At 44.0% G+C, this 24,320-nt stretch carries 22 protein-coding genes; 10 read left to right on the top strand and 12 right to left on the bottom strand.

The window, feature by feature from the left end:
- The first annotated feature begins 63 nt into the window (after positions 1-63).
- From slmA to folE, 4 genes are all read left to right on the top strand, one after another.
- On the top strand, positions 64-657 hold the full coding sequence (gene slmA / locus SSED_RS01965) for a nucleoid occlusion factor SlmA (protein WP_012140733.1): 594 nt from the start codon (positions 64-66) through the stop codon (positions 655-657).
- A 78-nt stretch (positions 658-735) separates the two neighbouring features.
- Complete coding sequence (locus tag SSED_RS24520) at positions 736-822, top strand: hypothetical protein (RefSeq protein WP_398355916.1); 87 nt, start codon at positions 736-738, stop codon at positions 820-822.
- Positions 823-1,075: 253 nt separating this feature from the next.
- Positions 1,076-3,040 (top strand): alpha/beta hydrolase family protein, encoded by a 1,965-nt coding sequence (locus tag SSED_RS01960; RefSeq protein ID WP_012140732.1) that lies wholly within the window; start codon positions 1,076-1,078, stop codon positions 3,038-3,040.
- 238 nt (positions 3,041-3,278) lie between these two features.
- Entirely contained in the window at positions 3,279-3,938 is a 660-nt protein-coding gene (gene folE, locus SSED_RS01955) for a GTP cyclohydrolase I FolE (RefSeq protein ID WP_012140731.1), read from the top strand.
- Between the two features lie 299 nt (positions 3,939-4,237).
- Here the strand turns inward: folE and pyrE are convergent, their stop codons facing one another.
- Together pyrE and rph are read right to left on the bottom strand one after the other, a co-directional pair.
- The gene (gene pyrE, locus SSED_RS01950; protein ID WP_012140730.1) at positions 4,238-4,879 is read right to left on the bottom strand and encodes an orotate phosphoribosyltransferase; all 642 of its coding nucleotides are present in this window, start codon (positions 4,877-4,879) and stop codon (positions 4,238-4,240) included.
- A gap of 86 nt (positions 4,880-4,965) precedes the next feature.
- Positions 4,966-5,679, bottom strand: a complete 714-nt coding sequence (gene rph / locus SSED_RS01945; protein WP_012140729.1) for a ribonuclease PH — start codon at positions 5,677-5,679, stop codon at positions 4,966-4,968.
- Positions 5,680-5,859: 180 nt separating this feature from the next.
- Here rph and SSED_RS01940 point away from each other — a divergent pair, with 180 nt between their 5' ends.
- The 4 genes from SSED_RS01940 (at position 5,860) to SSED_RS01925 (ending at position 9,477) form a co-directional block, all read left to right on the top strand.
- The gene (locus SSED_RS01940; RefSeq protein ID WP_012140728.1) at positions 5,860-6,723 is read left to right on the top strand and encodes a YicC/YloC family endoribonuclease; all 864 of its coding nucleotides are present in this window, start codon (positions 5,860-5,862) and stop codon (positions 6,721-6,723) included.
- 414 nt (positions 6,724-7,137) lie between these two features.
- Entirely contained in the window at positions 7,138-7,386 is a 249-nt protein-coding gene (locus tag SSED_RS01935; protein WP_012140727.1) for a helix-turn-helix domain-containing protein, read from the top strand.
- Entirely contained in the window at positions 7,373-8,677 is a 1,305-nt protein-coding gene (locus SSED_RS01930; RefSeq protein ID WP_012140726.1) for a HipA domain-containing protein, read from the top strand. The genes SSED_RS01935 and SSED_RS01930 overlap by 14 nt, the downstream gene beginning before the upstream one ends.
- Before the next feature lie 161 nt (positions 8,678-8,838).
- Positions 8,839-9,477: an ERCC4 domain-containing protein gene (locus tag SSED_RS01925; RefSeq protein ID WP_012140725.1), complete on the top strand. Its 639-nt coding sequence runs from the start codon at positions 8,839-8,841 to the stop codon at positions 9,475-9,477.
- A gap of 114 nt (positions 9,478-9,591) precedes the next feature.
- On the opposite strand, the gene adk is transcribed toward SSED_RS01925, so the two are convergent.
- From adk to SSED_RS01875, 10 genes are all read right to left on the bottom strand, one after another.
- A complete protein-coding gene (gene adk, locus SSED_RS01920; protein WP_012140724.1) occupies positions 9,592-10,254 on the bottom strand; it encodes an adenylate kinase in 663 nt (220 codons plus the stop codon).
- Positions 10,255-10,483: 229 nt separating this feature from the next.
- A complete protein-coding gene (locus tag SSED_RS01915; protein WP_012140723.1) occupies positions 10,484-11,509 on the bottom strand; it encodes a manganese-dependent inorganic pyrophosphatase in 1,026 nt (341 codons plus the stop codon).
- Positions 11,510-11,637: 128 nt separating this feature from the next.
- Complete coding sequence (locus tag SSED_RS01910; RefSeq protein WP_012140722.1) at positions 11,638-13,464, bottom strand: hypothetical protein; 1,827 nt, start codon at positions 13,462-13,464, stop codon at positions 11,638-11,640.
- Positions 13,465-14,399: 935 nt separating this feature from the next.
- The gene (locus SSED_RS01905) at positions 14,400-15,443 is read right to left on the bottom strand and encodes an inorganic phosphate transporter (RefSeq protein WP_012140721.1); all 1,044 of its coding nucleotides are present in this window, start codon (positions 15,441-15,443) and stop codon (positions 14,400-14,402) included.
- Positions 15,444-15,455: 12 nt separating this feature from the next.
- Complete coding sequence (locus SSED_RS01900; RefSeq protein WP_012140720.1) at positions 15,456-16,124, bottom strand: DUF47 domain-containing protein; 669 nt, start codon at positions 16,122-16,124, stop codon at positions 15,456-15,458.
- A gap of 82 nt (positions 16,125-16,206) precedes the next feature.
- Positions 16,207-17,031 carry a hypothetical protein gene (locus tag SSED_RS01895; RefSeq protein WP_012140719.1) on the bottom strand — a complete coding sequence of 275 codons (825 nt, stop codon included), beginning with the start codon at positions 17,029-17,031 and terminating at the stop codon, positions 16,207-16,209.
- 9 nt (positions 17,032-17,040) lie between these two features.
- Positions 17,041-18,393, bottom strand: a complete 1,353-nt coding sequence (locus SSED_RS01890; protein ID WP_012140718.1) for an OprO/OprP family phosphate-selective porin — start codon at positions 18,391-18,393, stop codon at positions 17,041-17,043.
- A 275-nt stretch (positions 18,394-18,668) separates the two neighbouring features.
- The gene (locus SSED_RS01885; RefSeq protein WP_012140717.1) at positions 18,669-19,994 is read right to left on the bottom strand and encodes a hypothetical protein; all 1,326 of its coding nucleotides are present in this window, start codon (positions 19,992-19,994) and stop codon (positions 18,669-18,671) included.
- Between the two features lie 16 nt (positions 19,995-20,010).
- Positions 20,011-20,481, bottom strand: a complete 471-nt coding sequence (locus SSED_RS01880) for a CYTH domain-containing protein (protein WP_012140716.1) — start codon at positions 20,479-20,481, stop codon at positions 20,011-20,013.
- A gap of 14 nt (positions 20,482-20,495) precedes the next feature.
- On the bottom strand, positions 20,496-21,131 hold the full coding sequence (locus SSED_RS01875) for a hypothetical protein (RefSeq protein WP_012140715.1): 636 nt from the start codon (positions 21,129-21,131) through the stop codon (positions 20,496-20,498).
- 338 nt (positions 21,132-21,469) lie between these two features.
- Between SSED_RS01875 and SSED_RS01870 the strand changes: the two genes are divergently transcribed.
- Together SSED_RS01870 and SSED_RS01865 are read left to right on the top strand one after the other, a co-directional pair.
- Positions 21,470-23,068: an SLC13 family permease gene (locus SSED_RS01870; protein WP_012140714.1), complete on the top strand. Its 1,599-nt coding sequence runs from the start codon at positions 21,470-21,472 to the stop codon at positions 23,066-23,068.
- Positions 23,069-23,105: 37 nt separating this feature from the next.
- A complete protein-coding gene (locus SSED_RS01865; RefSeq protein ID WP_012140713.1) occupies positions 23,106-24,119 on the top strand; it encodes a helix-turn-helix domain-containing protein in 1,014 nt (337 codons plus the stop codon).
- The last annotated feature ends 201 nt before the right edge of the window (positions 24,120-24,320 follow it).

The following is a 24,320-nucleotide window of genomic DNA, read 5'->3' as shown; positions in this document are numbered from 1 at the left end:
GCTTTTGGACGAAGGCAAAGCGATCACCTAGCTCCTGCCGTATTTTGAGTGAAGGAAAACTAAATGGCTGTAAGCCCAAAAATCAATCGCCGCGAACATATCCTCCAATGTCTGGCAACTATGCTGGAAACCAATCCGGGACAGAGAATAACAACGGCAAAACTCGCTGCCGAAGTGGGCGTCTCTGAAGCCGCGTTATATCGACACTTTCCAAGTAAAGCGCGCATGTTTGAAGGCCTTATCGACTTCATCGAAGAATCACTCTTATCTCGCATCAACCTCATCATGACGGAAGAGAAAGACACCATGAAGCGATGCCAGTTGCTACTGCAGCTTCTGCTTATCTTCTCCGAACGCAATCCTGGGATCTCCAGGGTGCTAAATGGTGACGCCCTGCTTGGTGAGAATGAACGTCTTCGTAGCAGAGTCAGTCTTATTTTTTCAAAAATTGAAACTCACCTAAAACAGATCTTACGAGAGAAAACTCTGAGAGAGGGCAAAGGCTTTAATCTTGATGAAGCCATTTTGGCCAACCTGCTACTCGCCATAGCAGAGGGTAGAATCGCGCAATTTGTTCGCAGTGAATTTAAGCAAAAACCGACCGAGCACTTCGACCAACAGTGGATATTTATTCAGCAGCAGTTACTTCAAAGCTAGATCACCGATAGTAATGGCAGCCCGATTCTTACAAACAGAATGGGCTGTTATGACACCATAAGTTGAAGCATCGCCCCATTGATATGCAGTGAGTTCAAGCAAAAACCGACCGAACACTTCGAACAACAATGGGCCTTCATCCAGCAGCAGTTACTTCAAAGCTAAAATCATCTATGCAGCACAATAGCCCGATTCTTACAAACAAGATGGGCTGTTATAACACCATAAGTAGAAGCATCACTCCAATTATACGCAGTGAGTTTAATCAGAAGCCGACCTAAACACTTCAAACAGCAGCGGCCTTCATCCGACAACTGCGCCGCTAAACCATCCTATTGATATACTGTTATTTTTGCTTTATTCTCCTGCTGATACATAAATACACAAAATATTCACGATATTCTTACAAGGAAGTTATATGAAACTAATTAAGTTTTTTAGTTTTGCTTGCCTCACAATCCTCAGCTATAACGCTGTGGCAAAAATAGAAAGTCCAGCCGAAGTATTCAGCCGTTCGGCCGAATTTAGTAACGTAAAAATCTCCCCTGGTGGAGACTACCTCAGCACGATAACCACAAAAGATGGCAAACAAGTTCTGATCATTTTAGATGCAAAAACCAGAAAACCACTTCATTCGGTCTATTTCTCCACCAACGCTCAGGTTGGCGACTATCAATGGGTCAACGATGAAAGAGTGGTGCTTCAGAAAGTGTATCTGAAAGGCTGGCAAGATCATCCGCTCTATTACGGCGAGCTGATGGCCGTTAACGCCGACGGTTCAAAACCTGTATATTTATTTGGTTATGCTCAAAAAGGACAACAGACAGGCACCAGAATTAAGAAAAACACACCGATAAGAGCCACGGCCTACATCCTTGATCCCATGCCAGAAAACAAACGCTACATGCTCGTAAAAGCCCTTCCTTGGGGCTCGGGCAGTAGTAATACTGCTGAAAATTTACAGCAGGTTTATCGTGTCGATGTCTACAAGGGCAAGCGTAAGAAGCTCGTCACATCCCCAATCTCATATGCCAACTTCTTAACCGATGATGAGGGGGAGGTTCGATTTGTCAGCGGCACCAGAGATTACATCAACTCCCGCCTCTTCTACCGAGAGGATAACCTTTGGGTCGATACAGACAAGCTGCAGTTAAATCTGGAGCAGATGCGACCCATTGCATTCGGCGATGATAAAGACAGTGTCTATGTCGTTGGCAGTGAACCCGGAAAAAATAAAGGCATATACCTGATCAATATAAAAACGGGAACCAAGAAACTGGTAAGCCGGGATGATGTGGTCGATCCCTACAACGTCTGGATCAATCAAAATAACAAGAAACTCTACGCCGTTGAATTTGAAAATGGTTATCCCAGTTATGAATTCGTAGATAAACAAGATGCTCGCGCAAAGCTGATAAAACAGTTGCTTGCATCTTTACCCGGACATCAGATCCACCTAGTCAGTGAAACAACTGATGCGAACCAATTCATAATAAAGGCATTTAACGACCGCAACCCCGGTGATTATTATCTGTTTAACACCGAGACCATGAAGCTCGAATACCTGGTATCTCAAAAAAACTGGCTCGATCCCGAGTTAATGGCCGAGGTTAAGCCTATTAGCTTTACCAGCCGAGACGGTAAAAAAATTCATGGTTATCTCACTCTGCCAAACAATATTGAAGCGAAAAACTTACCCTTAGTGGTCAATCCTCATGGCGGACCACATGGACCAAGAGACTGGTGGGGATTCGATGCTCAAAATCAGCTTATTGCCAGCCAAGGTGCCGCAATATTACAGATAAACTTCCGTGGTTCTGGCGGATACGGTAAAGAGTTTGAACACCTTGGCCATCAGAAATGGGGCACTGATATTCAGTATGACATCATCGATGGGACTAAATATGTCATCGAACAGGGATTAGTAGACAAAGACCGCATCTGTATTGCCGGGGGCAGCTTCGGCGGTTATTCAGCATTGATGGCACCAACACTTGCCCCTGACATGTTTAAATGCGCTATCGGATTCGCAGGTGTCTACGATCTCCCATTAATGTTTAAAGAGGGAGACGTACAGAGTCGTCGTGCTGGCGAGCGTTACCTGGAAAAGGTCTTAGGTGAAGACACTAAGGTCTTGCAATCTATGTCACCGACTCATAATGTCGATAAGCTCAAGACCAAACTCTTACTGGTTCATGGTGGAGATGATGAACGTGCGCCAATCGAGCAATTTGAAGCACTGGAAGATGCCCTGAATGAGCGTAACTATCCTTACCAGAAACTCATTATGGACGACGAAGGTCATGGCTTCTACAACGACGACCATCAAGCAAAGTACTATGGTGAGATGTTGAGCTTCCTGAAAGAGAACCTCAAACTATAACCTGCGACTCCCCCTTAAAAGCCGATAGCCTCTATCGGCTTTTTTGTTATCTTAACTCAGATTTCTGGTATATATTTACAGCAAATAGCGGTATCCTCCCGCTCTCTCTTAATTCAAGCCCCGAACCAGAAGTTGACTCCGGCGCCCATTAAGAGAAGACTGACACCCCAGCAAGTCCAGCGTTTGTTGCGACAAAAGAGACACAATAAAACCACTACCCATCATAGTGGAGGAACTTATGACATCAAAAGACGCCGTTCTCAGTGAATCAGCACAGCTTGTGCAAAGTGCATTATTAACACGTGGACTCGAGACTCCTATGCTCCCAAGTGAGCTTAGCGCCGATGAGCGTAAAGACCAGATTGAACAGCATATGCGTGCAATCTTAAATTTAATGTCGCTGGATCTGACCGATGACAGCTTGGCCGATACACCACGCCGTATAGCCAAAATGTATGTCGATGAAATTTTCTCAGGTCTGGATTATCAGAATTTCCCCAAGATCACTGTCATCGAAAATAAGATGGGATTCGATGAGATGATCAAGGTTAACGATATCAGCCTGACGAGTACCTGCGAACACCACTTGGTCACCATTGATGGTTTAGCCACCGTGGCTTATCTGCCAAGAAAAAACATCATAGGCCTGTCTAAGATCAATCGTATCGTGCAATTCTTCGCACAACGTCCTCAGGTGCAGGAGCGACTCACTCAACAAGTTTTAGTCGCATTGCAGACCCTGCTAGAGACCAAAGATGTCGCAGTAAAGATGGATGCCGTACATTATTGTGTGAAATCCCGTGGCGTCATGGACTCCACCAGCTCAACGACAACTACGGCACTGGGTGGCATTTTCAAATCGAACCCAGCCACACGCGCCGAATTCTTAAGTAATTAAAGGTAAGTAATTAAGAAAACAAAGGGGCGAGGTTCTAGAACCTAGTTACGGGCCACAAGTTACGAGCCGCGACATTCGAGATGCGATATTTCTTTATGTAGGAGCGGCTTTAGCCGCGAATCTTTAAGGACTACGGGTTACGAGATACGAGTTTCGAAAAATACTAGTCCAGAAAAAACGCTGCATTATAAACGCAGCGTTTTTATTTTTTGCCTTTACTCTAAGCCAGCTCGATGGCGTCCTCGAACTGAGCCAGCAAACACTCCTGTAGTCTAGGCCATAAGAACTCGAGGCTTCTTTTAAATTCCGTACTGGTCGCGGTAAGCACTCACCGACTCGAGCTGCGCTTCCATTCCTGACTTTTCAGAAAGATAGTTAATCAAATCACCCAACTTGATGATAGAAACAATTTCACAGCCAAAGTCACGCTCGACCTCCTGGATAGCAGAAAGCTCACCCTTGCCCTTCTCCTGACGATCCAGTGCGATCAACACACCTGCCAGCTCAGCCTTATGGGCTTCGATGATCTCCATAGACTCACGAATCGCGGTACCGGCAGTGATCACATCATCCACCAACATAACGCGGCCTTTAAGCTCACTGCCGACTAAGCTGCCGCCTTCGCCGTGATCTTTCTTCTCTTTACGGTTAAAGCAGTAAGGGATATCGATATCATGATGCTCACATAAAGCGACGGCCGTAGTGGTAGCAATTGGGATCCCCTTGTACGCAGGTCCAAACAGAAGATCGTGTTTGATCCCCGAATCGACTAACGCAGCGGCATAGAAACGCCCGAGGCGAGCTAGGTCACGGCCTGTGTTAAACAGGCCTGCATTGAAAAAATAAGGACTCGTACGGCCAGATTTAAGCGTAAACTCGCCAAATCTCAATACCTGACGCTCTAATGCAAACTCAATAAACTCACGCTGATAAGCTTTCACAATCTCTCCTTAAAATTTGTAGGCAGGTGTTTGTTTTTTACTTACAAAAAGGACCCCGCAGGGCCCTTATCTTTATTCTATAGAAATCAGCTCAATGCCGCTTTCTGTATATCGACAATTTCACGAATACCGTGCTTAGCCAACTCCAGTAAACTCAGTAGCTCTTCATGGCTAAATGGTTCGCCTTCAGCAGTACCCTGGATCTCGATCATCTTGCCGGTTTCTGTCATCACAACATTCATATCGGTCTCAGCTTCGCTGTCTTCGATATACTCCAGATCGCAAATTGGCTCGCCCTTGTAGATACCAACACTGACTGCGGCGATAAGGAACTTAAGTGGGTTTGTTTTCAGAATGCCCTTTCCACGAGCCCAGTTAAGCGAATCAACCAAGGCAACACATGCGCCAGTGATAGCAGCGGTACGCGTGCCACCATCGGCCTGAATTACATCACAATCGATAACGATGGTGTTTTCACCCAGAGCCTTCATGTCAACGGCTGCACGTAGTGAGCGACCGATAAGACGCTGGATCTCCTGAGTACGACCAGATTGCTTGCCACGAGCAGCTTCACGGTTCATACGGCTGTGAGTCGAACGCGGCAGCATGCCGTACTCAGCAGTAACCCAACCTTGACCTTTTCCCTTAAGAAAACGTGGAACTCCCTCTTCGAAGCTGGCAGTACAAAGTACTTTAGTGTCACCGAACTCAACTAAAACAGAGCCTTCAGCATGAGCTGTAAACTGACGAGTAATTGTCACTGGACGTGATTGAGCTGGGGTTCTGTCGCTAGGGCGCATAGGAAATTCCTGTATTCATAAATCTATAGGCGAATTTGGGTGCATATTATAGGGGCTTGTAGCGTTTGACGCCACGTTATTCGAACTCTTGGGCTAAAGCCGGGCGAGATTACTTTGACCCTTGCAAGCATAGGTCTATAATCCCAGTTCACTTTAACGTTTACACGATTGGGAAAACCCATGATCCAAAGTATGACAGCCTATGCTCGTATCGAGCACAAAGCCGAGTGGGGTACCGCCTCTTGGGAAATTCGTTCCGTCAATCAGCGCTATTTAGAAACCTACCTGCGCCTACCCGAACATTTTCGCAATCTGGAGCCAGTACTAAGAGACCGTCTGCGTAAACGTTTAAACCGTGGCAAGATTGAAGTTAACCTAAGATATGACCTCGCCGACAATAGCAGTAATGAACTGCAGATCAACCAAGATCTAGCTAAGCAGCTGATTAATGCTGCTAACTGGGTAAAAGAGGAAGCCGGTCAGGGTGAACTGAACCTGGTCGATATCTTAAAGTGGCCGGGCGTCATGTCAGGCTCTGAGCAAGATATGGATGCATTGGGCAAAGAGCTGTTAGTTGCTTTCGATTCGGCAATCGATCAATTCATCGAAGCACGTGGCCGTGAGGGTGCAGCAATCAACACCATGCTACAAACACGCCTCGATGCCATCGTTGAGCAAGTCACTATCGTTCGCGAACATATGCCTACCGTTATGCAGTGGCAACGTGACAAGTTGATTAATCGTTTAGCCGAGATCACTGGCGAGCTCGATCCGGCTCGTATGGAGCAAGAGATGGTTATTCTTGCTCAGAAGATGGATGTCGCCGAAGAGATGGACAGGCTCGATGCCCATGTTGCCGAGACACAACGTATCCTTAAGAAAGGTGGCGCACAGGGCCGCCGTTTAGACTTTATGATGCAAGAGTTTAACCGCGAATCTAACACCTTAGCCTCTAAGTCTATCAGCGCCGAAGTCACTGCCGCCGCAGTAGAGCTTAAGGTGTTAATCGAGCAGATGCGTGAACAGATCCAAAACGTAGAATAATGTTCTTATCTATTTGAATTAGTGTATCTAAGCCCAGTTTATAGCTGGGCTTTTGTTTGCCTGTAAAAGTAGATACTTGGTATAGCTGAGTCAGTCAGAATACGACCAAACTGACGAATAATACTTTAGGTTCCTTTCATGACGCTGCCTATCAATGAGTCAGTAGTTTTACCGGACTCGGTTATGTCCAAGATCACTTGAACAAAACAGTGGCAGACTAGTGCCCCAATAAGTGTACGTTGTTACCCTTTTTAAGAACGCGCTCGTACACTCTTACTCAATGTGTACGATCATACACTTTTAATGTAAGACAAATGCTAACCACACCAATAGTGTACGTTACTACACCTTTATCTTGATTCGTGACATACAAAGCACTAAAGTAACCATACGTACACTTTTAAGGGCGGTAGAATGCTCACTCAATTCGATCCAAACACCTTAGGCAAACTAATCAAAGACCGCCGAAAGGCCGCTGACATGAATCAGGAAATAGCCGCATCATTCTGTGGTGTTACCAAGAAGACCTTGATCAGAGTCGAAAAAGGCGAAGATGTGTACTTTTCAACGATAATCAAAATCCTCAATGGCCTTGGTATAAAGCTGACCGTCGAGACTCCTAATAGCAAAAACAAATTAGGTGGCAGCAATGAGTGGTTCTAACTTTCACATCCTAGAGATGCACTTTAGAGGCATGGTTATTGGGGCGATAGGTTTTGACATAGACACTGAACAGTTCTCTATCGAATACACTAAACCTTGGCAGGAAAAGGGCTTTCCAATTTCACCAAGGCTCCCACTTGATGGCCAAGCCAGCAGTTCTCAAATTTCCATTTACCTGACTAACCTACTGCCCGAAAATAAAGGGCTTGATCACCTCATTGAAGCCCTAGGCATTGCCAAAAGTAATACATTTGGTCTGATCAAGGGCATTGGGTTTGATACCTCTGGTGCAATATTGTATCTGCCTGTGGGCACCAAACCACCAGCAACCTCTTTTACTCCGATTTGCAAAGAAGACCTCATCAAACGAATCGAAGATCCTGAACATTGGCCGATGGAAGTCTGGGACGGAAAACCACGCCTTTCAGTTGCTGGAGTTCAATCAAAATTAAACCTATTCCACAGCGACAAAGAATACGGATTTGGTGAAGGTGAACTCTGCTCAACCCACATCATTAAATTTGAAAAAAACAATCAGCACCTCGTACTTAACGAATTTATTACCATGACACTTGCCGGCCTCATCGGCATGCAGGTTGCGAAAGTTGATATAATGCCAATAGGGAAATACAAAGCATTATCCGTTACCCGCTTCGATCGCATGTACGAACCTGAGCGCCATATTGTAATGCGTCGTCACCAGATCGATGTATGTCAGGCTCTGGGATTTTCCGTCTCAAGAAAGTATGAACGAAATTTTGGTAGTGGACGTGACGTTCAAGATATTCGTGAAGGAGTGAGTCTAGAAAGGCTGTTTAGCATCGCTGAGCACTGTGCTAATCCAGCACAAGCCAAGTTTGACATGCTTCGTTGGACAATCTTTAACTTACTCGTCTGCAATGCGGACTCACATGGCAAAAACTATTCATTCTATGTAACTCCTGATGGGCTTGAACCGACCCCATGGTATGATCTTGTCAACGTGCAGATGTACCCTGATTTTGATCAAGAGCTTGCTATGGCTATTGGTGATGAGTTCGAAGCTGACAAGATCCACGCCTACCAATTGATGACATTTGCTGAAGAATGTGGAATTAAGCAAAACATACTTGAATTATCGCTCAAGCAACTGGCGAAAGCGATTATCGGCAATCTGGATAAAGCGGCAAAACAAACCGGGGAGATTACGGATGCAGAATCCAAGTATGTTGAGACGTACAAAAAAACCATTCAAGCACGATGTGAATACTACCTGGCTCAGGTTGAAGAAATGAAACACATTAAGCTATAGCGAAGTAACAACGCCAATATCGATACCGTGTAGCTGAACATTCAATCCTTCAAAGCCACTGTTAGATGAGGCTTTTTGTTTTATCTATCGAAACGCTTACTTCATCCGGCACAATTTAAACTAGACTCTGTAATACTCGATGGATTGATTAAGTATTCAGGATGAATAAGACTCTAATTGAGATCGCCTATGACGATAGGGAGCACGCGGAGATATTGATCGAACAGCTGTCACTCCACACAGAACTGTGCCTGGTCAGAAAACGTCTGAAGCTCGGCGATTATCAAATAAACAACTGGCTTATAGAAAGAAAAACTCTGCCTGATCTCGTATTTTCTCTCTGTAACGGTCGACTGTTTTCACAGATCGCGCGATTATCAAAGTGTTCAGACAATGCAGCACTGCTTATCGAAGGTTCCTCTAAAGATATTGCATCTTATGACATTACTCGAGAAGCATTAATTGGTGCACTGTGCTCTATTTCAATTAACTTCAACATTCCCATCCTACGCAGTTTATCTCAGTATGAATCGGCTAAAATTCTCTACTTTTGTGCCACGCAATTAAACAGTAGAGAAACAGGATTAAAACTCAACGGAAGAAAACCGAAACGTAGGAAAAACCGTCAGCTTTTCATACTACAAAGCCTACCTGAAGTAGGTCCCCGATTAGCAAGGCGATTATTAAAGCACTTTGATAGCGTCGAAGCCGTGATCACGGCATCAACAGATGAACTCATCAAAGTCGAGGGTATCGGACAAGAGAGGGCACGAAAAATACGCGAAATGTTAATCCCATAATAATCGAACCAGATGCATCCAAATCAAGAATACCAAGGTCCGGGTTAACCCCAAGTTTAAATATATTGCAAGCTTGGGGTTAACTGTTCAGTTTGAAAAGAGCGGCCGGTTTTATCAGATAGATGGCGCAAACGCTTGGTGAGCTTTAACTATAGCGGCACTGACATCGGCAACGCTTTGGGTGCCGTCAAACTTGTTATAGGTCAGCTTTCCAAAGTCTGCCAATTTGCCATAATACTTTACCAGCGGCTTTGTCTGCTGATGATAGATATCCAGACGACTTCGTACCGTACTCTCCTCATCATCGGCGCGAATAATCAGCGCCTCACCGGTCAGGTCATCCTTACCTTCGACTTTCGGTTGCTTAAACACGGTATGGTAAACACGACCTGACCCCGGATGAATACGACGCCCCCCCATACGTTTCACGATCTCCTCATCCGGCACATCGATCTCAACCACATGATCGATATCGATACCGTTTGCCACCATGGCATCGGCCTGCGGCAAAGTGCGAGGGAAACCATCTAATAAGAAACCTTTAGCACAATCGTCTTGAACGATCCGCTCCTTAACTAAGCCAATAATTAAATTATCAGAAACCAATTGACCACTATCCATCAGAAGTTTTGCTTCCAGCCCCAAAGGGCTCTGAGCCTTAACGGCTGCACGTAACATATCACCTGTCGAGATCTGGGGGATGCCGTACTTTTCCATAATGAACTGCGCCTGGGTTCCCTTACCTACACCCGGTGCGCCTAATAGCATAATACGCATCTTATTATTGTCCTCTTTTGCTAAGCTATTGATTAAGCTTTTGATTGAATGATTGATTAAACTGTTGATTATGTTCTTCGATATAGGGCGGCCTGAGTTGACCGCCCTGCTCGATGAGATGGAGCTGGAGTGATGGAGCTTTTGACATGGAGCCCAGGTTAAATCGAGCATCATGCCTTTCTTACAAGGTTCTTGAAGGCTCAAGAACCTGATTTCTTTTACCCGTCGTTTAGTCAGCCAACGCTTTCTTAATTGCCGGCATCATCTGTCTCTTACGCGATAGGGTATCTTCCAGTACAAAAATGCCCTGACTATTTTGCTTCACCCCATAGGCTTTACTGGCTGTCTTAGTCTCTTTATCGCTGTTGGTGAGTACATAGGCAGTCTTTTTCTGCATATCTACGATTGCAAAGAAGAGCTGTTCCCGCTTCTGATTCTTACGGGCCTTTGCCATGGCACCTCGTAGCTCATCTACGCGCCCAAGTAGCTCGCTTGAATCCAAAACTTCTGCCACACCAAAACCAATATCTTGCCCATTGACTATATAGTTCTTATAGTCGCCCACGACTATGTCATATGCGCTGACATCCGACAGGTCAGATTTAGCCTTAAACATGCCTTGAGCAAAATCATCTGCGTTGAGGTTGGCTTTTGCCGAAAGTGTCTTAACCAGCTCTCTATCACGCTGGGTTGTGGTCACCGATTTCAGATTTAGCGTATCCGACAAGATACCCGCAAGCAGAAGACCCGCCATGGTTTTTGAGATAGTTTTTCCATGATCTAATGCATCATCGGCAATGATGGTTGCCGCCGATCCCCAAGGCTTAATAACAATGCTGATAGGCGCCGACAGTGAAATTGGATTGTCTCTCAACGCATGATGGTCTATCACAGCCTGGATCTTGTTTTGATCTACGCCTTTCATCAGCTGCGTCGTTTGGTTGAAATCAACCAGCGCCACCTTGGCATTTTCCAGGTTCCTGGCCAGTGGAGGCGTTTTTACATTTAGCTTGTCCAATACAAACTGGGTCTCTTTATTGAGTTTACCTGTGCTGCGCGCCTGTCCGCCGTAAAACTCTGCAGCCGCGATGGCCGAAACAGTAGTATCGGTATCCGGAGTCGTATGGCCAAACCAAAGCGTATCGGATGAGATAGGTTGTGCATTAAGTGAGAGATCTAAGTCGGCGCTCTGGCAGGGTAATGCCATGGCCGCTGTTAAAGATAAAGCAACAAGAGTCAAACGATGAAAAGTCATGATACTTCCCCGTAATTAATTATTATCTTATTCGAAGCCCGGTTGGAACTGTTGAGTCCAACCGGACCAGAGGTGTTTGGTTTAGAGGGAAGTGTTAAACACCTCCCTCACCTGGGATTACACATCAATTATTCTGCGACGCCTGACCAGTAGTAATGCTGGTTACTGCGAGCCTTAATATCCATATTTTTCTTGATGATAGGCTTTAAGTAATCCCTTGCTGTATCACCCAGTAACTCATAACCTTTAAGTGCATTACCACCATCTAACTTAGCGGCAAGTTTTGCCCGGCTTTTAGGGTTATCCAGAGAAGAGCCTGCAGCCACAGCAACCAACAGCTCGCCTTTAGCACCAACCACTTTTGCTAAAGCCTGCTTTATGTTGCCCTTACCACCTAACACGACAACCGAAAGCGGCTTACCATTCAGGGCTGTTTGGTACACCTCGCCCTGAACACCTTTCTGACCTGCGATTACTTGCTTATCACCGTTAGTCTTTACATTGATAGTGCCATCGAGATTACGAGTCTTGATCCCGTCGATAGCGGCAATCTTAACCTCTGGAGCGACTTGAGGAAGCTTAGGGGTTTTCTTGGCATCGAAGCGCTTACTGACTGCAAAAGCAATCTCAGTCTTAGATTGAGACTGATCTTTAGCCAGTAGATCTGCGCTCTTCAACTTACCGTATAGCCAGGTGTTTAACTTGTTGAGCTCTTCGCGGTTCTTGGTTTTACCTTCGAAGCCTATCTCCAGCAGTAGAGGCTCGCTGTACTTGCCCTCCTTACCGAACTTTCCGGGCTCGATGATCTTTTTCCAGATCTGAATTTCAATTTCATGGCCGGCAAAGGGACCGGTATTGAGCCAACCTTTGTACTTAGATTGACGCATGATGTCGGTCTTTAACACCTTGTCGGCACCATAACGCATCAGTGGCGTCATCTGCTTGTATGCACGCCTATCTGCAAACATCAGGTATTCGAAAATTTCTTCAGAATTAGCATTATAGAAATCGAAGTTCAAGAAGTTGAAACCAGTATCGGTAGCAAGGCTGTATAGGTCGCCACCGATAGAAACATCCACCTCTCCTTCACCATCGATCATTGGTTTCAGGTCGGTAATATCCGATGAGCGAAGCTTATGGGTAAATTTTGATTTACGCGGCTTACTGACGTCCAAACGAACCCGGAAAATCTCATCCTGACTCTTCAGGAAGCGGTCCTGGGTATCCATATAGAACCCCTCTTTAAACTTGACCTTGGCTCGCCAATCGATAAAGGGGGTCTTCTCGACAAATGCTTTGCCTAGTTTCTTTCCTTCCGCATCCCAAAAATAGTCATCATCGATCATGTAGTGCCACTCGATATCTTTCATCACCTTTAATGAGATAGGTTTAGCCGGGCCATAATCCTTTAAATATTCATAATCTAATTCGGCAATTTGTGGTGCGATAGCGATCAGCAGGTCACCCGCATTATGCATTGCCTCTTCGGTGCGACCTGGACGGCGCTTGTTGTAACGGCCGGATTTGTTATTCATTATCCATTGACCATTTTCCATCTCCAGCTCACCACCAATACGAGCCTTACTTCCACCGATTAAGGCAGTGTGTCCGTACTTCTCTTTGTATCCCCATTTTTTAGGCTTACCATCCTCGATTCTCATCATGCCCTCTTTGTACTTCCTTCCCCAGGGAGACGTCACCTCAGGGGCAATAACAAAGTTGCCATCCTTGTCGATAACCCAAACATACCCTTCCCCTTCGTCCAGGATGATAGGGTTGTCAGCATTACCTACTTGCAGGTAGGGATTCAATGCGATCTGATGATGGTTATTTACTTCGTAAGCCTTAATGTAGGCTGGCGGCATGATAGGACCATAAAGTGCATCCAAACTACTTGAAGCGATAGCGCTAAAGGCAAACGGTAGAACAGATAGTGCGAGTAGGTGTGATCTCATAGCTCATTTCCTTGAACGATAGTTAAAGTCGATAATAAAAGTCGATAATAAAACGTTAACTTCTCCGGTGAACGCCAGCTCTGCGACAGCTGTTGCCGCTGCTTTATGGAAGCCTAATGAGAGCATTGACTCGGTGCATGATGTTATTGTGATTACACACCTTATATCTCATCGTCTTCCTACCTAAAGACATTCACTTCAGTGGCCAATTGAACCTGTTTTGGTTCTTATTTAACCGTGTGAATAGAATATACCCAACAGGAATCAAAACAGTGACCAAGATCAAAAAGTCTTAACTAAATCGTACAAATCGATCTCTTCACGAGAAATCACTAAAACCCTAGTTTAAAAGGCTATAAACACAACAAATCGCAGAGCTAAACCCCGCAATTTGTATGAACTACAGAAACTTCATTCTTGATTTATTAAAAGTAAATATCACGCTTCTGTAAGCACGACACAGAAGCACAGTAGCGACATCAGGCTATTGCTTCAGGATAGCGACCTTGCCGTAACGTACAAGACAACGCCCTCCCCCGAAGGTAATACTCCATATCTTTCAGTCATCAATACAGAGCTCATTCACCTATAAGCTATAAGCTATAAGCTATAAGCTGTTCCGTCTAACCTCGTAAATTTTAAAGCTGCAACATAAAAGTGAGTAACTGAGATTAAAAATATTAATATGAACTGACAATATGAAGCTAACTATCAACAATTGATTCCCACAACTAAGAACAGTTAGACATTGATTTCATTTCGACAAAATCAACAGATAACTTAACAGTTAATAAAACCAACAGTGAAAAGAGATAAACAGTATCAAGCCACTGACAACCAATCCACTTAGAGCAGCAAGAAAACAATAGAAGCCGATATAAATATAGAGAAACATAAACCTCAACTAGTTATAAAATTCAACACAGAATGACGAATCAAACTACGACCTGATTAAATAGGTTTTGAACTATAAACAGACCAATAAAACATGCCAAGGCAGATATTATTGGAGTAATAACCCAGCCCATCAATATTTGTGATAACACCGCCCACCTAATAGGTAAGCGCTTCAACAATGCAATACCAATGACCGCACCAATTACAGCCTGAGAGCTGGATACCGGTACTAAAGGTATCGCCGGCAATCCCAGCTCAACAAAACTATTGGACAAAGATTGCGAAGAGAAAATAAACAGAACAATTGAATGGGCCATCACAACAACCCAGGCTGTTATCGGCGTCATAGGGATCAAGTTATCTCCTACGGTGAGCATCACTTTTTTGGAATAGGTAAAAACACCTATACTAATGGCAACAGAACCGATAAAAAACAGCTGCATAGCGGGACTGAACTCAATTCCCATCCATATTGCAGAGTCGATAGGTGCACTCAGTACGAATACCCCCATGACATTGGCAATATTGTTTGCCCCCAGGCTGTACGAACCAAATGCCCCCGCAATGATCAAGCCGATTCGAGTCCATTTATCCAATTGAAACAAGCCGGGACGAAACCAGTTTATCGATGCTGCAACCAGCTTATATAGCAGCACAGCGGTGAATGCAGCTAAGATAGGACACATGATCCAGGTACTGAGGATTTTACTCAACACCTTAGGATCGGTTGCCATACCACTGAATAGGTTCCAGCCAATAATAGCGCCTACAATCGCTTGACCCGTAGAGACAGGAAGCCCGGATTTAGTCATGAAATAAACAGTTGTTGCAGCCGACAGGGCAACAGTAAAGGCACCACCTAAAGCAGATACTTTGCCTAAAGCGCCTAATGTATGTGATGCACCCGCGCCGCTAATTACAGCGCCTAAGATCACCATAACTGAACAGATAAGTGCGGCCGTCGAAAACTTAACCATTCTTGTTCCAACGGCGGTGCCGAACACATTCGCGGCATCATTCGCGCCTAACGACCACCCCAGAAACAGACCGCTGGAGAGGAAAATCCAAATAGCAATATCCATCGATTCCTCCCTCTATTGAACGCGTTTTAGTGTGAATATCGAGATGCGGTCACTGATATCTTCGGCTAAATTAGCCACCTGATCTATTCGGTCAAAGAAGTAGCGCAACTGAACTTTATTTATTAATGGCTGGTCTGTTTCAAATAAAATAGTTTTAGCTCTGGTACACACTTTATCTGCATCGCTTTCAAACATGATTGTTTTTTTATGATATTCCTGAACACGTTGAAGATCGGTGAAAAAACTTTTAGCACATAATAGAGCATGGTCAATTGTATCGCCAACCACATTCAACAACAATAATAGATCCTCTTCAACTTCGACTGGGATTAATGGTTTTTCAATATCTAAATGAAGTCCGATTGTTTCTTGTTTATTTATAAGCCTGTCAGTTAATTCTATTAGTGATGCTACATCGGAGCGAAGATCTGGAATTAACGTTTTTCTATACAGAGTATTTTCAATCTCTCTCTTTAAATTATCTGCATGTTGCTCAATTCTTTGTAACTCATCTAATGTACTTTTAAATTCTTCACTGTCAGCGCCATGTCTTAAATAGGCTTTCCATAACTGAACAAATGCATGATGAGATAATGTGACTTGTTCTAAAAATGTATAAATGCTCGCTTCTGTAGATTTGCTTTGAGAAAGTAAAGAGGTGACTCGAGAAAAGCCAAACATGACATCTCCTTTTTATAATTAGAATGGGATTGGGTGAAGGTCAGGCAGGAATTGGGAGCTTACCTGACCTTCGGGGAAGGACTTACTTAAATCCCTCCGTCATTTTGAATGTTGCTTTGGTTTTGGAGCCTTGATGACCACTAGAAAAGCCAACCTCTTGTACCTTCTGATAGAGGAACTGGTACGCCTCCTCAAGCTTCGCCTTGTCACTCACATGCCCCTTAAAGGAAAACTCGGTAAATGTTACCCGCGGTTTACGGTAATAGGGGGTCCAAAGTTGAAAATCAATTTCCAGATTACTGAAGCGATCATCTTTCAGGGTTCCTTCCCATTCATTAGTACGCATCACTACCGTCTGGATAAACTGTTTCTTATTGCCTTCATAAATTGGACCAAGCATATCCCAGACTACTTCGTTCTTTTTCAACAAGTTAAAAACGAGTTCCATATCCAATTTTTTGACATCGATATCACCAGGAGAATAGGGTATATCGTAGCTTACACTGTATGCCGCCTTACCTTTGGTATAGTCTATCTCGGCCTTCTTATAGTTTGATAGCTCACCAAACCCTTCAGGCGCTTTCGCTCTCAACTTAACAGTTATCTTGCTCTTTCTAGGTTTAGTCAGATGCTCACGAACACGGATTTGAATACTTTCAGCCTTAAAAGCTCTGTCAGGCGTATCAATATAGGTCACGAGTTTTTGAGATAACTCATCATCAAACTCAATAAAATTAAATGCCTGCTTAAACGATGATGTCTGTGCTTTAGCTGCATAAGGTAAAGTTTTCCCCACCCCCGTATTGACATGATATTCGAGTGATGTGAACTCCCCCGGCGACAAGGCGTAAGCACTTGAGCTGAGGCAAAGGTTAACTAAACCAATTAACAATAAATTGTTTCTCATAAGGTCACCTTAGAATGCAAACTGCAAACGAGCTTGGAAAATATTAGCATCTTGGTCATACATCATATCGCCATTGATATCTTCATAGGGCTTCTTGTAATCGGCAGTCGTATGCACATAATTAAATTGAGCTTTTAAATTGTTCTCCAGGTACCAGTTAACCCCAAGAACGTAATCCGTTTTCTTACCACCATATATACCGGCTTCAACATCGTCGAAATTGGCTTGGTCCACTCTTACTGCCAGTTCCCATGCACCATAACCGCCGGCAGAGATAGCATTGTCAGGTTTAACCGTCTTGAACTTGCCACTTTTCCCTTTATATTTCCAAGCTTCGCCGGTTAGGGTATAGATGGCTTGGAGATAGTATGCATCTACCGTCACTTCTGGCTCAGAATCATCGGCTTGATCGGCTAACGCTGTTGCATATTCCGCTTGGAGAAGAACATTACTGTACTGGTATGCGATCTCGGCGCCATAATGTTGAAGTGACTCGGCATCAAACTTACCTGTATCAATCGTTCTTCCACTGGCTTTAGTATTTGGTCTCGCACGATAACGTGTCTCTTCAACCGCTTCGTTATTATATACAAACAGTGCACTGGCACCGAGATGAAGCAGATGCTCACCACTATCGATAAGTGCAGTAGTAAAACGAGCATTGACTATATCTTGTTTAAAGTTCAAATCGTCATCATCGAACCCTGCGTTAACTCCATAACCTAAAGTGACGTTATAATTGTTGCCTACATAACGCCATTGAGCACCGAGTGCACGATCGGGAGCGAAGGTATCTGTAGCTGCACGCTCTAAGAATGCCAAGTGAGCAGAGCTTCCTGTGGCCTCTAAACCAAAGGCATACTTTTGGAAACCTAAAGTAAGCTGAGAGTTATCCCACCCCTTATAAGCAATGTTCGCATCCTTAACTTCAACTTCTGCAACACCATCAAAATCAAATTCTAATTCGTATTCCCATACATTTGAGAAATAGCCTTCTAAACCAAACCGAATGCGTCTGATACTGGCTTCATTAAATGAATCCTCGTATTCGCGCTTGCTACCGGTATACAACTCATCGGCACTAACATAATCAGTCTGGATTCTAGCCTTAAACTCCAGAGTCGAGCGACCATCTTTAGAGATAAGTTCAGGACTTGGTGAACTCTTGGAGAATTTAACTCGGTCAACCTGTGAAGCGGCATCTTTAGCTTCGATAAGCTCAACTTCTAGCATATCCAGTCGCTGCTCTAACTCGTTAATGCGCTCTTTTTCAGACGCGACAGCATTGGCAGAGAAACAAAGTAGTGAAGCAGAAACAGCAAGCGCAACAATTGAGATTCGTGAAACATTAGCTTTAGCCATGAGAACATCCTCGATTAGTTTATTTTTATGTGTACATGATAAATTTTTGTTTTACTTTCATTGCTGATAGGTTACGACTACTGACGAGAATATAAAGTGATCCAGCTCAACTAATCTCAATCTAATCGTACAAAACTTATTTTATTTTATCTCCAAATAGAAATCTGATATAGCTAATGAGCAAAGCTGCGGTAGCTTTGGCTAGCAACCATGACATTCAATACCATAAATGGAGTGTATGCACTCACCACTGAAATGAACACATGCAGACAGTTTTACTCAACGGCCTCCACTAATGCGTGAATCCCCTTCCTGCTAGCCGTTAGCTTATAGATCTTATGTGATATTCCTGAATCAGTTTTCACCTCAAATGCGAGATAGACAGGATGTATCTGCTCAACGTTTACGGCTTGTATATTCCTATCAGCCTCTTTCCAGTGTCGTCTGATAACCCTGGGTAATGAACGCAATCGACCACTCAAATTGAGTGTAAGATTATCAACAAACTTAGCTGATACTAACTGCTGTTTTTTTACATGGGCCGTATAACTTCTCTGATACACCAGCGCCTCTTTAAATGCATTACTGTCAGACGAAGAGAATGCCTTACGTACCTTCTTCAGCAAATCTTTTATATTTTCGCTATTCAGCCGATACAGTGTCTCTTTTGCATCAAATACAACTTCCGAATCACTGCCTTTATAAAAACGATAATGATGCTGGAAATAGTGGGCAAAATACTTCTCCATTAAGTAGTTTCTTCCCAACTCCTTAATGCGATCCTTAAAAATATATGACAGAACCAGAGAGAAAAAGAAGGGCGTCGAAAAGTTACCAAACGCCTTCTGAGTCATAAATGCAGCAGCCGTGGCAAAAGCCATGGCAAACGCCGCGGCAAATCCAAAGATTAACTGTTCGGCTAACATGCCGCTGTTCAGCATCTTGCGCCTCAGTTGATAGGGGCGATTAAGAATTCGTTGGGCTAGCTGTAAACGGTCTAATAACTTCTCCCGGCCAAACTCTGAATCATGGGTTAATTTATGATTTTCACTTTCTGCATAGGCTGTAAGATTTTTTATCCTCAAGGAGTACTGCGCTTTCTCCTCTTTAATCGCGCTATGCTTCGCTTTTAACAATGCTTGATGATAGTGATAAAGGAGGAGATGATCGGCAAGCTTAAACAGTTTCCGCTGAGACAAGTGTTCTTCATCGTCATGTATTTGATGAAACTTATCCAGGTATCTAGCAAAATCCAGCAGCTCCTCATCACTCTTTTCTGTCAGCATCTCCAAACTGGCCGCAACAAAATCGGCTAATGCACTTCGATAGAGGGTTTTGTTAACCTTGGCCACCGCATAAGCCGTTTTCCTGAGAATCAGTAAATCATGCTTAACACCCTGATGAGTGACAGCTTCAAGCTTAACTAACTTCTGCTGCTGCAGTAAATTACGATAAAACAGTGCGCTACTCATGCTGTCGCTATGCTGTACCAGTTTTGCAGGGAAGAAGAAGAATACTTTCCATTGCAGACTCTGCTGCTCCGGAGGTATTTCGACAGATATCTTCAAATGGTACTGATCGGCAATTGATAGCGACAACATATTTATATAGCCCTGATTACCACTGAGTATAAGGTTGCTTCATAAGCATAGAGTTGTAGTACTTAACGTCTCCAGTCACCTCTTCACCTACCCACTCAGGTTTATCGATGGCCTGTGCTTCATCGATGAGCTCAACCTCTGCGACAGTTAAGCCTTCGTTACTGCCGTAAAACTCATCGACTTCAAAGATAAGCGATGCATGCTCAATGATATAACGCGTCTTATCGATAACCCCAGGCTCACAGATTTTCAGCAACTCTTCAGCCTCTTCCGTTGGGATCTGCTCTTCCCATTCATAACGGGAAGCACCCGATTCATTGCCTATTCCCTTGATAGTCAAGAAACCTTTATCTCCCTTAATACGCACCCTAACTGTACGCTCAGGAACACTACTCAAATAACCTTGAATAATGCGTACAGCCTTTACGGCCTGACCTTTAAAGCTATCATTTTTTACCAGATATTTACGTTCAATTTCCTGTGCCATTTGTTAACCCCTTACTAGTTTGCCAATGGAAGATTTTTCATGCCGATCACACGCTTGATGGCTTGTAAGTAATTGATGTTTTCCACCCCCTCTAAACGTAGATCTGAAACTGTCCTCTGAATATCATCCAGCTCTACAGACTCACTATTTACACTCACGAGGCTGGCGCCATTGACCAGTACGTTGGCAACTTCACAGATAGTGTTGTTTACCATGTAGCCATAACGCTCTTTGTGGATCTTAACCGCTTGTAGATCAGGATGTGCATCGATAATCGAGATAAATTCTTCGAAAGAATACTCCTGCTTAGCGAGAGCCGGAATTTCAACCATAAATGCAGGGAAAATCTCTTCAACCAGCTGTGTTTTCGAGATAGGAAACTCTGCTTTCAGTTTTGGATCCCACTGCTCAAGACCGTTAACGGTTTGCACATAAGCTTTAACATCCATCTTTCCATCACGGATTTTCGTGTTATTAAGATCATTAGTACGTGACATGATATAGATTTCATCACTTTCACGACGCCAAACTTTTTCAGGTACAGGAACCGATAAACGAGCCATACGCTCCGCTGCTACGCTGAAATCCTGACCAAACGTGCGAAACTCGAAGCGTGGCTTGGATATCTCTCCAATCTTTAACTCAGACATGTTTTTTCCTTCCCAAATTGTTTTATGAATGTTGATGAATAGTGTTGATGAACGAGTTACATGCTATTCTTTAACCGCTTCAAAAAACACGATCCAGATCAAACTTATACACATAAAAGTTTTAACTTGATCTGACACAAAATAAACCAATACGATCTAACTGAACGACTTAAGACTATAAATCAATTAGTTACCACCTAGCCGAGAGTCGCAAAATTAAATCGAAAAAGATCAAATAAAAACTAGCAAGTTAAAACGTTGATCTCGATCGTGTTTTTAAGATGTGATTATCGTTACAGTTTAAATACATTAAAATAAGTCATAGAGGCTAGGCTGGTATGAACAAAAAAAAAGCACATGTCGATCCATTAGACATGAACCAGTATCGAATGGAAAAACTACCGATACGGAGTAAGAGCAAGTTTGAGCAATGGTTGGAAAAATCGGGTATCTGGATTGCTATTGCCGCATTTATCTATCTCCTCGTCGGTGAGCCTTCTACATTCCTTACCAGCTTCGATCCATCGACTCTCAGTGCCACCGCCTCTAAGCACTTTCTTAACGTGGGTAATGTTGAATTTAGCTGGCATGGTCAAGCCATGCTCGCCATTTTTTGCGCCGCCATCATCTTATGGATAACGGAAGCCATTCCTAATTATTTAACCTCGCTAATCGTTATTATCACTATGGTACTGACGGGTGTTCTCCCGGAAAAAGTCGCTTACGCTCAGCTAGGCCACCCTATTATGTGGCTGAATATTCTATCTTTTATATTGGCATCTATGTTAGTTGCTTCCGGTGCGGCCAAACGCTTCGCTCTATGGTTCATCTGCAGATTCGCGACCAGTGCCACACCAATTTTTTATAGCTTTATGGTTATCAACTTAGTGTTGTCGGCGTTTATTTCGGCGACAACGGCTAAGGCCGCGATCTTGATGCCAATCTTTATGGTTATCGCTGCGGTGTATGGCGCCTCAGGGGGAGACAAAAAGAACAACTTCGGCAGAAATCTGGTGCTTCAAAATCTGCTGCAGATAAATTTATGTGCAGGCGCATTTGTCACAGGGTCCGGCGCAAACTTGCTTGCAGCCAGTCTTATTGCCGGCGCTATCGGTGGCAGCTTCTTCTTTGCCGACTGGATGATCGTCGCCCTGCCTATCGTCATATGCATGATTATCGTGGGCTGGCTGTTAGCGACAAAAGTCTTTTTCCCGCTCTCTCCTGAAGAACATCTTCCCCAAATTGAAGGCGGTATGGATCGTCTGAAAAAAGAGCTGGATAAGATGGGCACCATCTCGACCAGAGAGATAAAAGCAATCGTCATCTTTGTCACTATCCTGGTATTTTGGGCCACGGATAAACACCATGGCATCAGCGCAACCGCCATTGCCTTTATCGGTGCCATTGTCGCCCTCTCCCCACGCATCGGCGTAGTCAACTGGAACCAGGTCGATGTCCCATGGCATCTACTTCTGTTCTCGGCGGGTGCATATACGCTTGGTGCCGGCTTTAAACAGACGGATCTGCCTAATCTTGCGGTAAATTTCGGTTTAGAATATTTTGGCCTGGGTGACAACACGCCCTTTTCGGTCTTCTATATAGGTCTCACCGGAGCCATGTTGTTCAGCTCACTCGTCTTTCAATCAAAGACAATGCGAACCATGTTATTCGTTCCCATTGCGATAGGTATTGCACAAAGATTTAACTATCCGATTATGAGTCTGGCACTGCCTGTTGCACTGCTTATCGAGCATGTCTACGTGCTGCCTTTTAACAGTAAGCCCGCGCTACTACTCTACTCTACGGATCAATACAGCCTGAGTGACACCTTCAAGTTCGGTATCACTATGCTAATCATTGGCTGGATCGGCAGCATCGTCTTAGGCGAAACCTGGTTTCATTGGTTAGGTTACACACCTAATGGCGTGTTCTGGTAGATAAGGTACTTATTTTCAAACTGCAGGGTTAATTGATATGTATTCAAATCATAATGAGATCCGAAGTAAACTTGCGCTATTACAACTAGCCAAAGAGCTTGGAAGTATCAGTAAAGCCTGCGATATGATGGGTTACAGCCGAGACAGTTATTACCGCTTTAAGAAGCAGTATGAGAATGCCGGCGAGCAAGGGCTACACAATCTATCGAGAAAGAAGAGCACACTTAAGAATCGGGTCTCACAGGAAGTGGAAGATCAGGTCATAGAGATCGCACTCGATTATCCGAACTATGGCCAGGCCAAGGTGGCGGAACTCTTAACCGCGAGGGGATGTACCATATCCCCCAGCGGGGTTAGAACCATCTGGTTACGTCATAATCTGGAGACTAAGCAGAATCGCTTAATTGCCTTAAACAGTCGTCTTCGACAGCAAAATGAGCTCGACTTTAACGCTCAGCATCAGATAGAAAAATCGTGCAAACTTCAACAGGAGGAGGGCAGCCTAGACTGCCAGGGTCCCGGTGATATTTGCGTGCAGGACACCTTCAAAATTGGCAATATTCCGGGACTGGGCACTGTCTATCAGCACACCTGCATGGATGCCTATAGCCAATACACGCATGCGCATATAACGCTGGAAAAGAGCTCAACAATATCCTCTGACTTTCTCCGCACGCAGGTACTTCCCTGGTATAAGAACCAATATATCCCTATCAATAGCATTTTGACCGATAGAGGCGCCGAATTCAGTGGAAAATATAGCCAGCAGTTTCAAAATCTACTTCAACAAACCGCTATTAACCATATTCAGAAAAGGGCTTATAACGGGCCGATCGTTAATGGTATTGCCGCCCGATTTCACAACCTTGCTCACAGCGAGTTTTATGCGCCATTCTTAAAGAACAATAAGGTATCAAACATAGAGACGTTAAATGAAAATTTGCAAAAATGGCTTAAGCGCTACAACCATCAGTACGCAATTGCCGGAAGGTATACCTTAGGTAAAACGGCCATCGAGGTGATCGAACTCAGTCGACACTTGTATAGATAAACTTTGACTCAAATTTATAACCCTCGATAGATGATGCTAAGTTAAAGCGGTTATTCTTGAAAACGATAAAGCCTTCAGATTTACTACCACTCGATTAGCATCCCCCTCCATAAGCAAATAAAAAAAGATCGTGTGACCTCACCACCAGCTGCAGGGAAGTGGTGAGAATAACGACATATCACACGATCCATATCCAATACC

The organism is Shewanella sediminis HAW-EB3 (genome assembly GCF_000018025.1).
In the GTDB taxonomy this organism is placed as follows: Bacteria; Pseudomonadota; Gammaproteobacteria; order Enterobacterales; family Shewanellaceae; genus Shewanella; species Shewanella sediminis.
This window is presented reverse-complemented; position numbering and strand designations above follow the sequence as displayed.

Coding starts and splice junctions, on each gene's coding strand:
- SSED_RS01900 (WP_012140720.1), bottom strand. CDS start 16,124: ATGTTTGGCTTTTCTCGAGTCACCTCTTTACTTTCTCAAAGCAAATCT.
- SSED_RS01890 (WP_012140718.1), bottom strand. CDS start 18,393: ATGGCTAAAGCTAATGTTTCACGAATCTCAATTGTTGCGCTTGCTGTT.
- SSED_RS01905 (WP_012140721.1), bottom strand. CDS start 15,443: ATGGATATTGCTATTTGGATTTTCCTCTCCAGCGGTCTGTTTCTGGGG.
- SSED_RS01930 (WP_012140726.1), top strand. CDS start 7,373: ATGAGTGGTTCTAACTTTCACATCCTAGAGATGCACTTTAGAGGCATG.
- SSED_RS01960 (WP_012140732.1), top strand. CDS start 1,076: ATGAAACTAATTAAGTTTTTTAGTTTTGCTTGCCTCACAATCCTCAGC.
- SSED_RS01865 (WP_012140713.1), top strand. CDS start 23,106: ATGTATTCAAATCATAATGAGATCCGAAGTAAACTTGCGCTATTACAA.
- SSED_RS01925 (WP_012140725.1), top strand. CDS start 8,839: ATGAATAAGACTCTAATTGAGATCGCCTATGACGATAGGGAGCACGCG.
- adk (WP_012140724.1), bottom strand. CDS start 10,254: ATGCGTATTATGCTATTAGGCGCACCGGGTGTAGGTAAGGGAACCCAG.
- SSED_RS01915 (WP_012140723.1), bottom strand. CDS start 11,509: ATGACTTTTCATCGTTTGACTCTTGTTGCTTTATCTTTAACAGCGGCC.
- SSED_RS01935 (WP_012140727.1), top strand. CDS start 7,138: ATGCTCACTCAATTCGATCCAAACACCTTAGGCAAACTAATCAAAGAC.
- SSED_RS01910 (WP_012140722.1), bottom strand. CDS start 13,464: ATGAGATCACACCTACTCGCACTATCTGTTCTACCGTTTGCCTTTAGC.
- slmA (WP_012140733.1), top strand. CDS start 64: ATGGCTGTAAGCCCAAAAATCAATCGCCGCGAACATATCCTCCAATGT.
- rph (WP_012140729.1), bottom strand. CDS start 5,679: ATGCGCCCTAGCGACAGAACCCCAGCTCAATCACGTCCAGTGACAATT.
- SSED_RS01880 (WP_012140716.1), bottom strand. CDS start 20,481: ATGGCACAGGAAATTGAACGTAAATATCTGGTAAAAAATGATAGCTTT.
- folE (WP_012140731.1), top strand. CDS start 3,279: ATGACATCAAAAGACGCCGTTCTCAGTGAATCAGCACAGCTTGTGCAA.
- SSED_RS01870 (WP_012140714.1), top strand. CDS start 21,470: ATGAACAAAAAAAAAGCACATGTCGATCCATTAGACATGAACCAGTAT.
- SSED_RS01875 (WP_012140715.1), bottom strand. CDS start 21,131: ATGTCTGAGTTAAAGATTGGAGAGATATCCAAGCCACGCTTCGAGTTT.
- SSED_RS01940 (WP_012140728.1), top strand. CDS start 5,860: ATGATCCAAAGTATGACAGCCTATGCTCGTATCGAGCACAAAGCCGAG.
- SSED_RS01885 (WP_012140717.1), bottom strand. CDS start 19,994: ATGTTGTCGCTATCAATTGCCGATCAGTACCATTTGAAGATATCTGTC.
- SSED_RS01895 (WP_012140719.1), bottom strand. CDS start 17,031: ATGAGAAACAATTTATTGTTAATTGGTTTAGTTAACCTTTGCCTCAGC.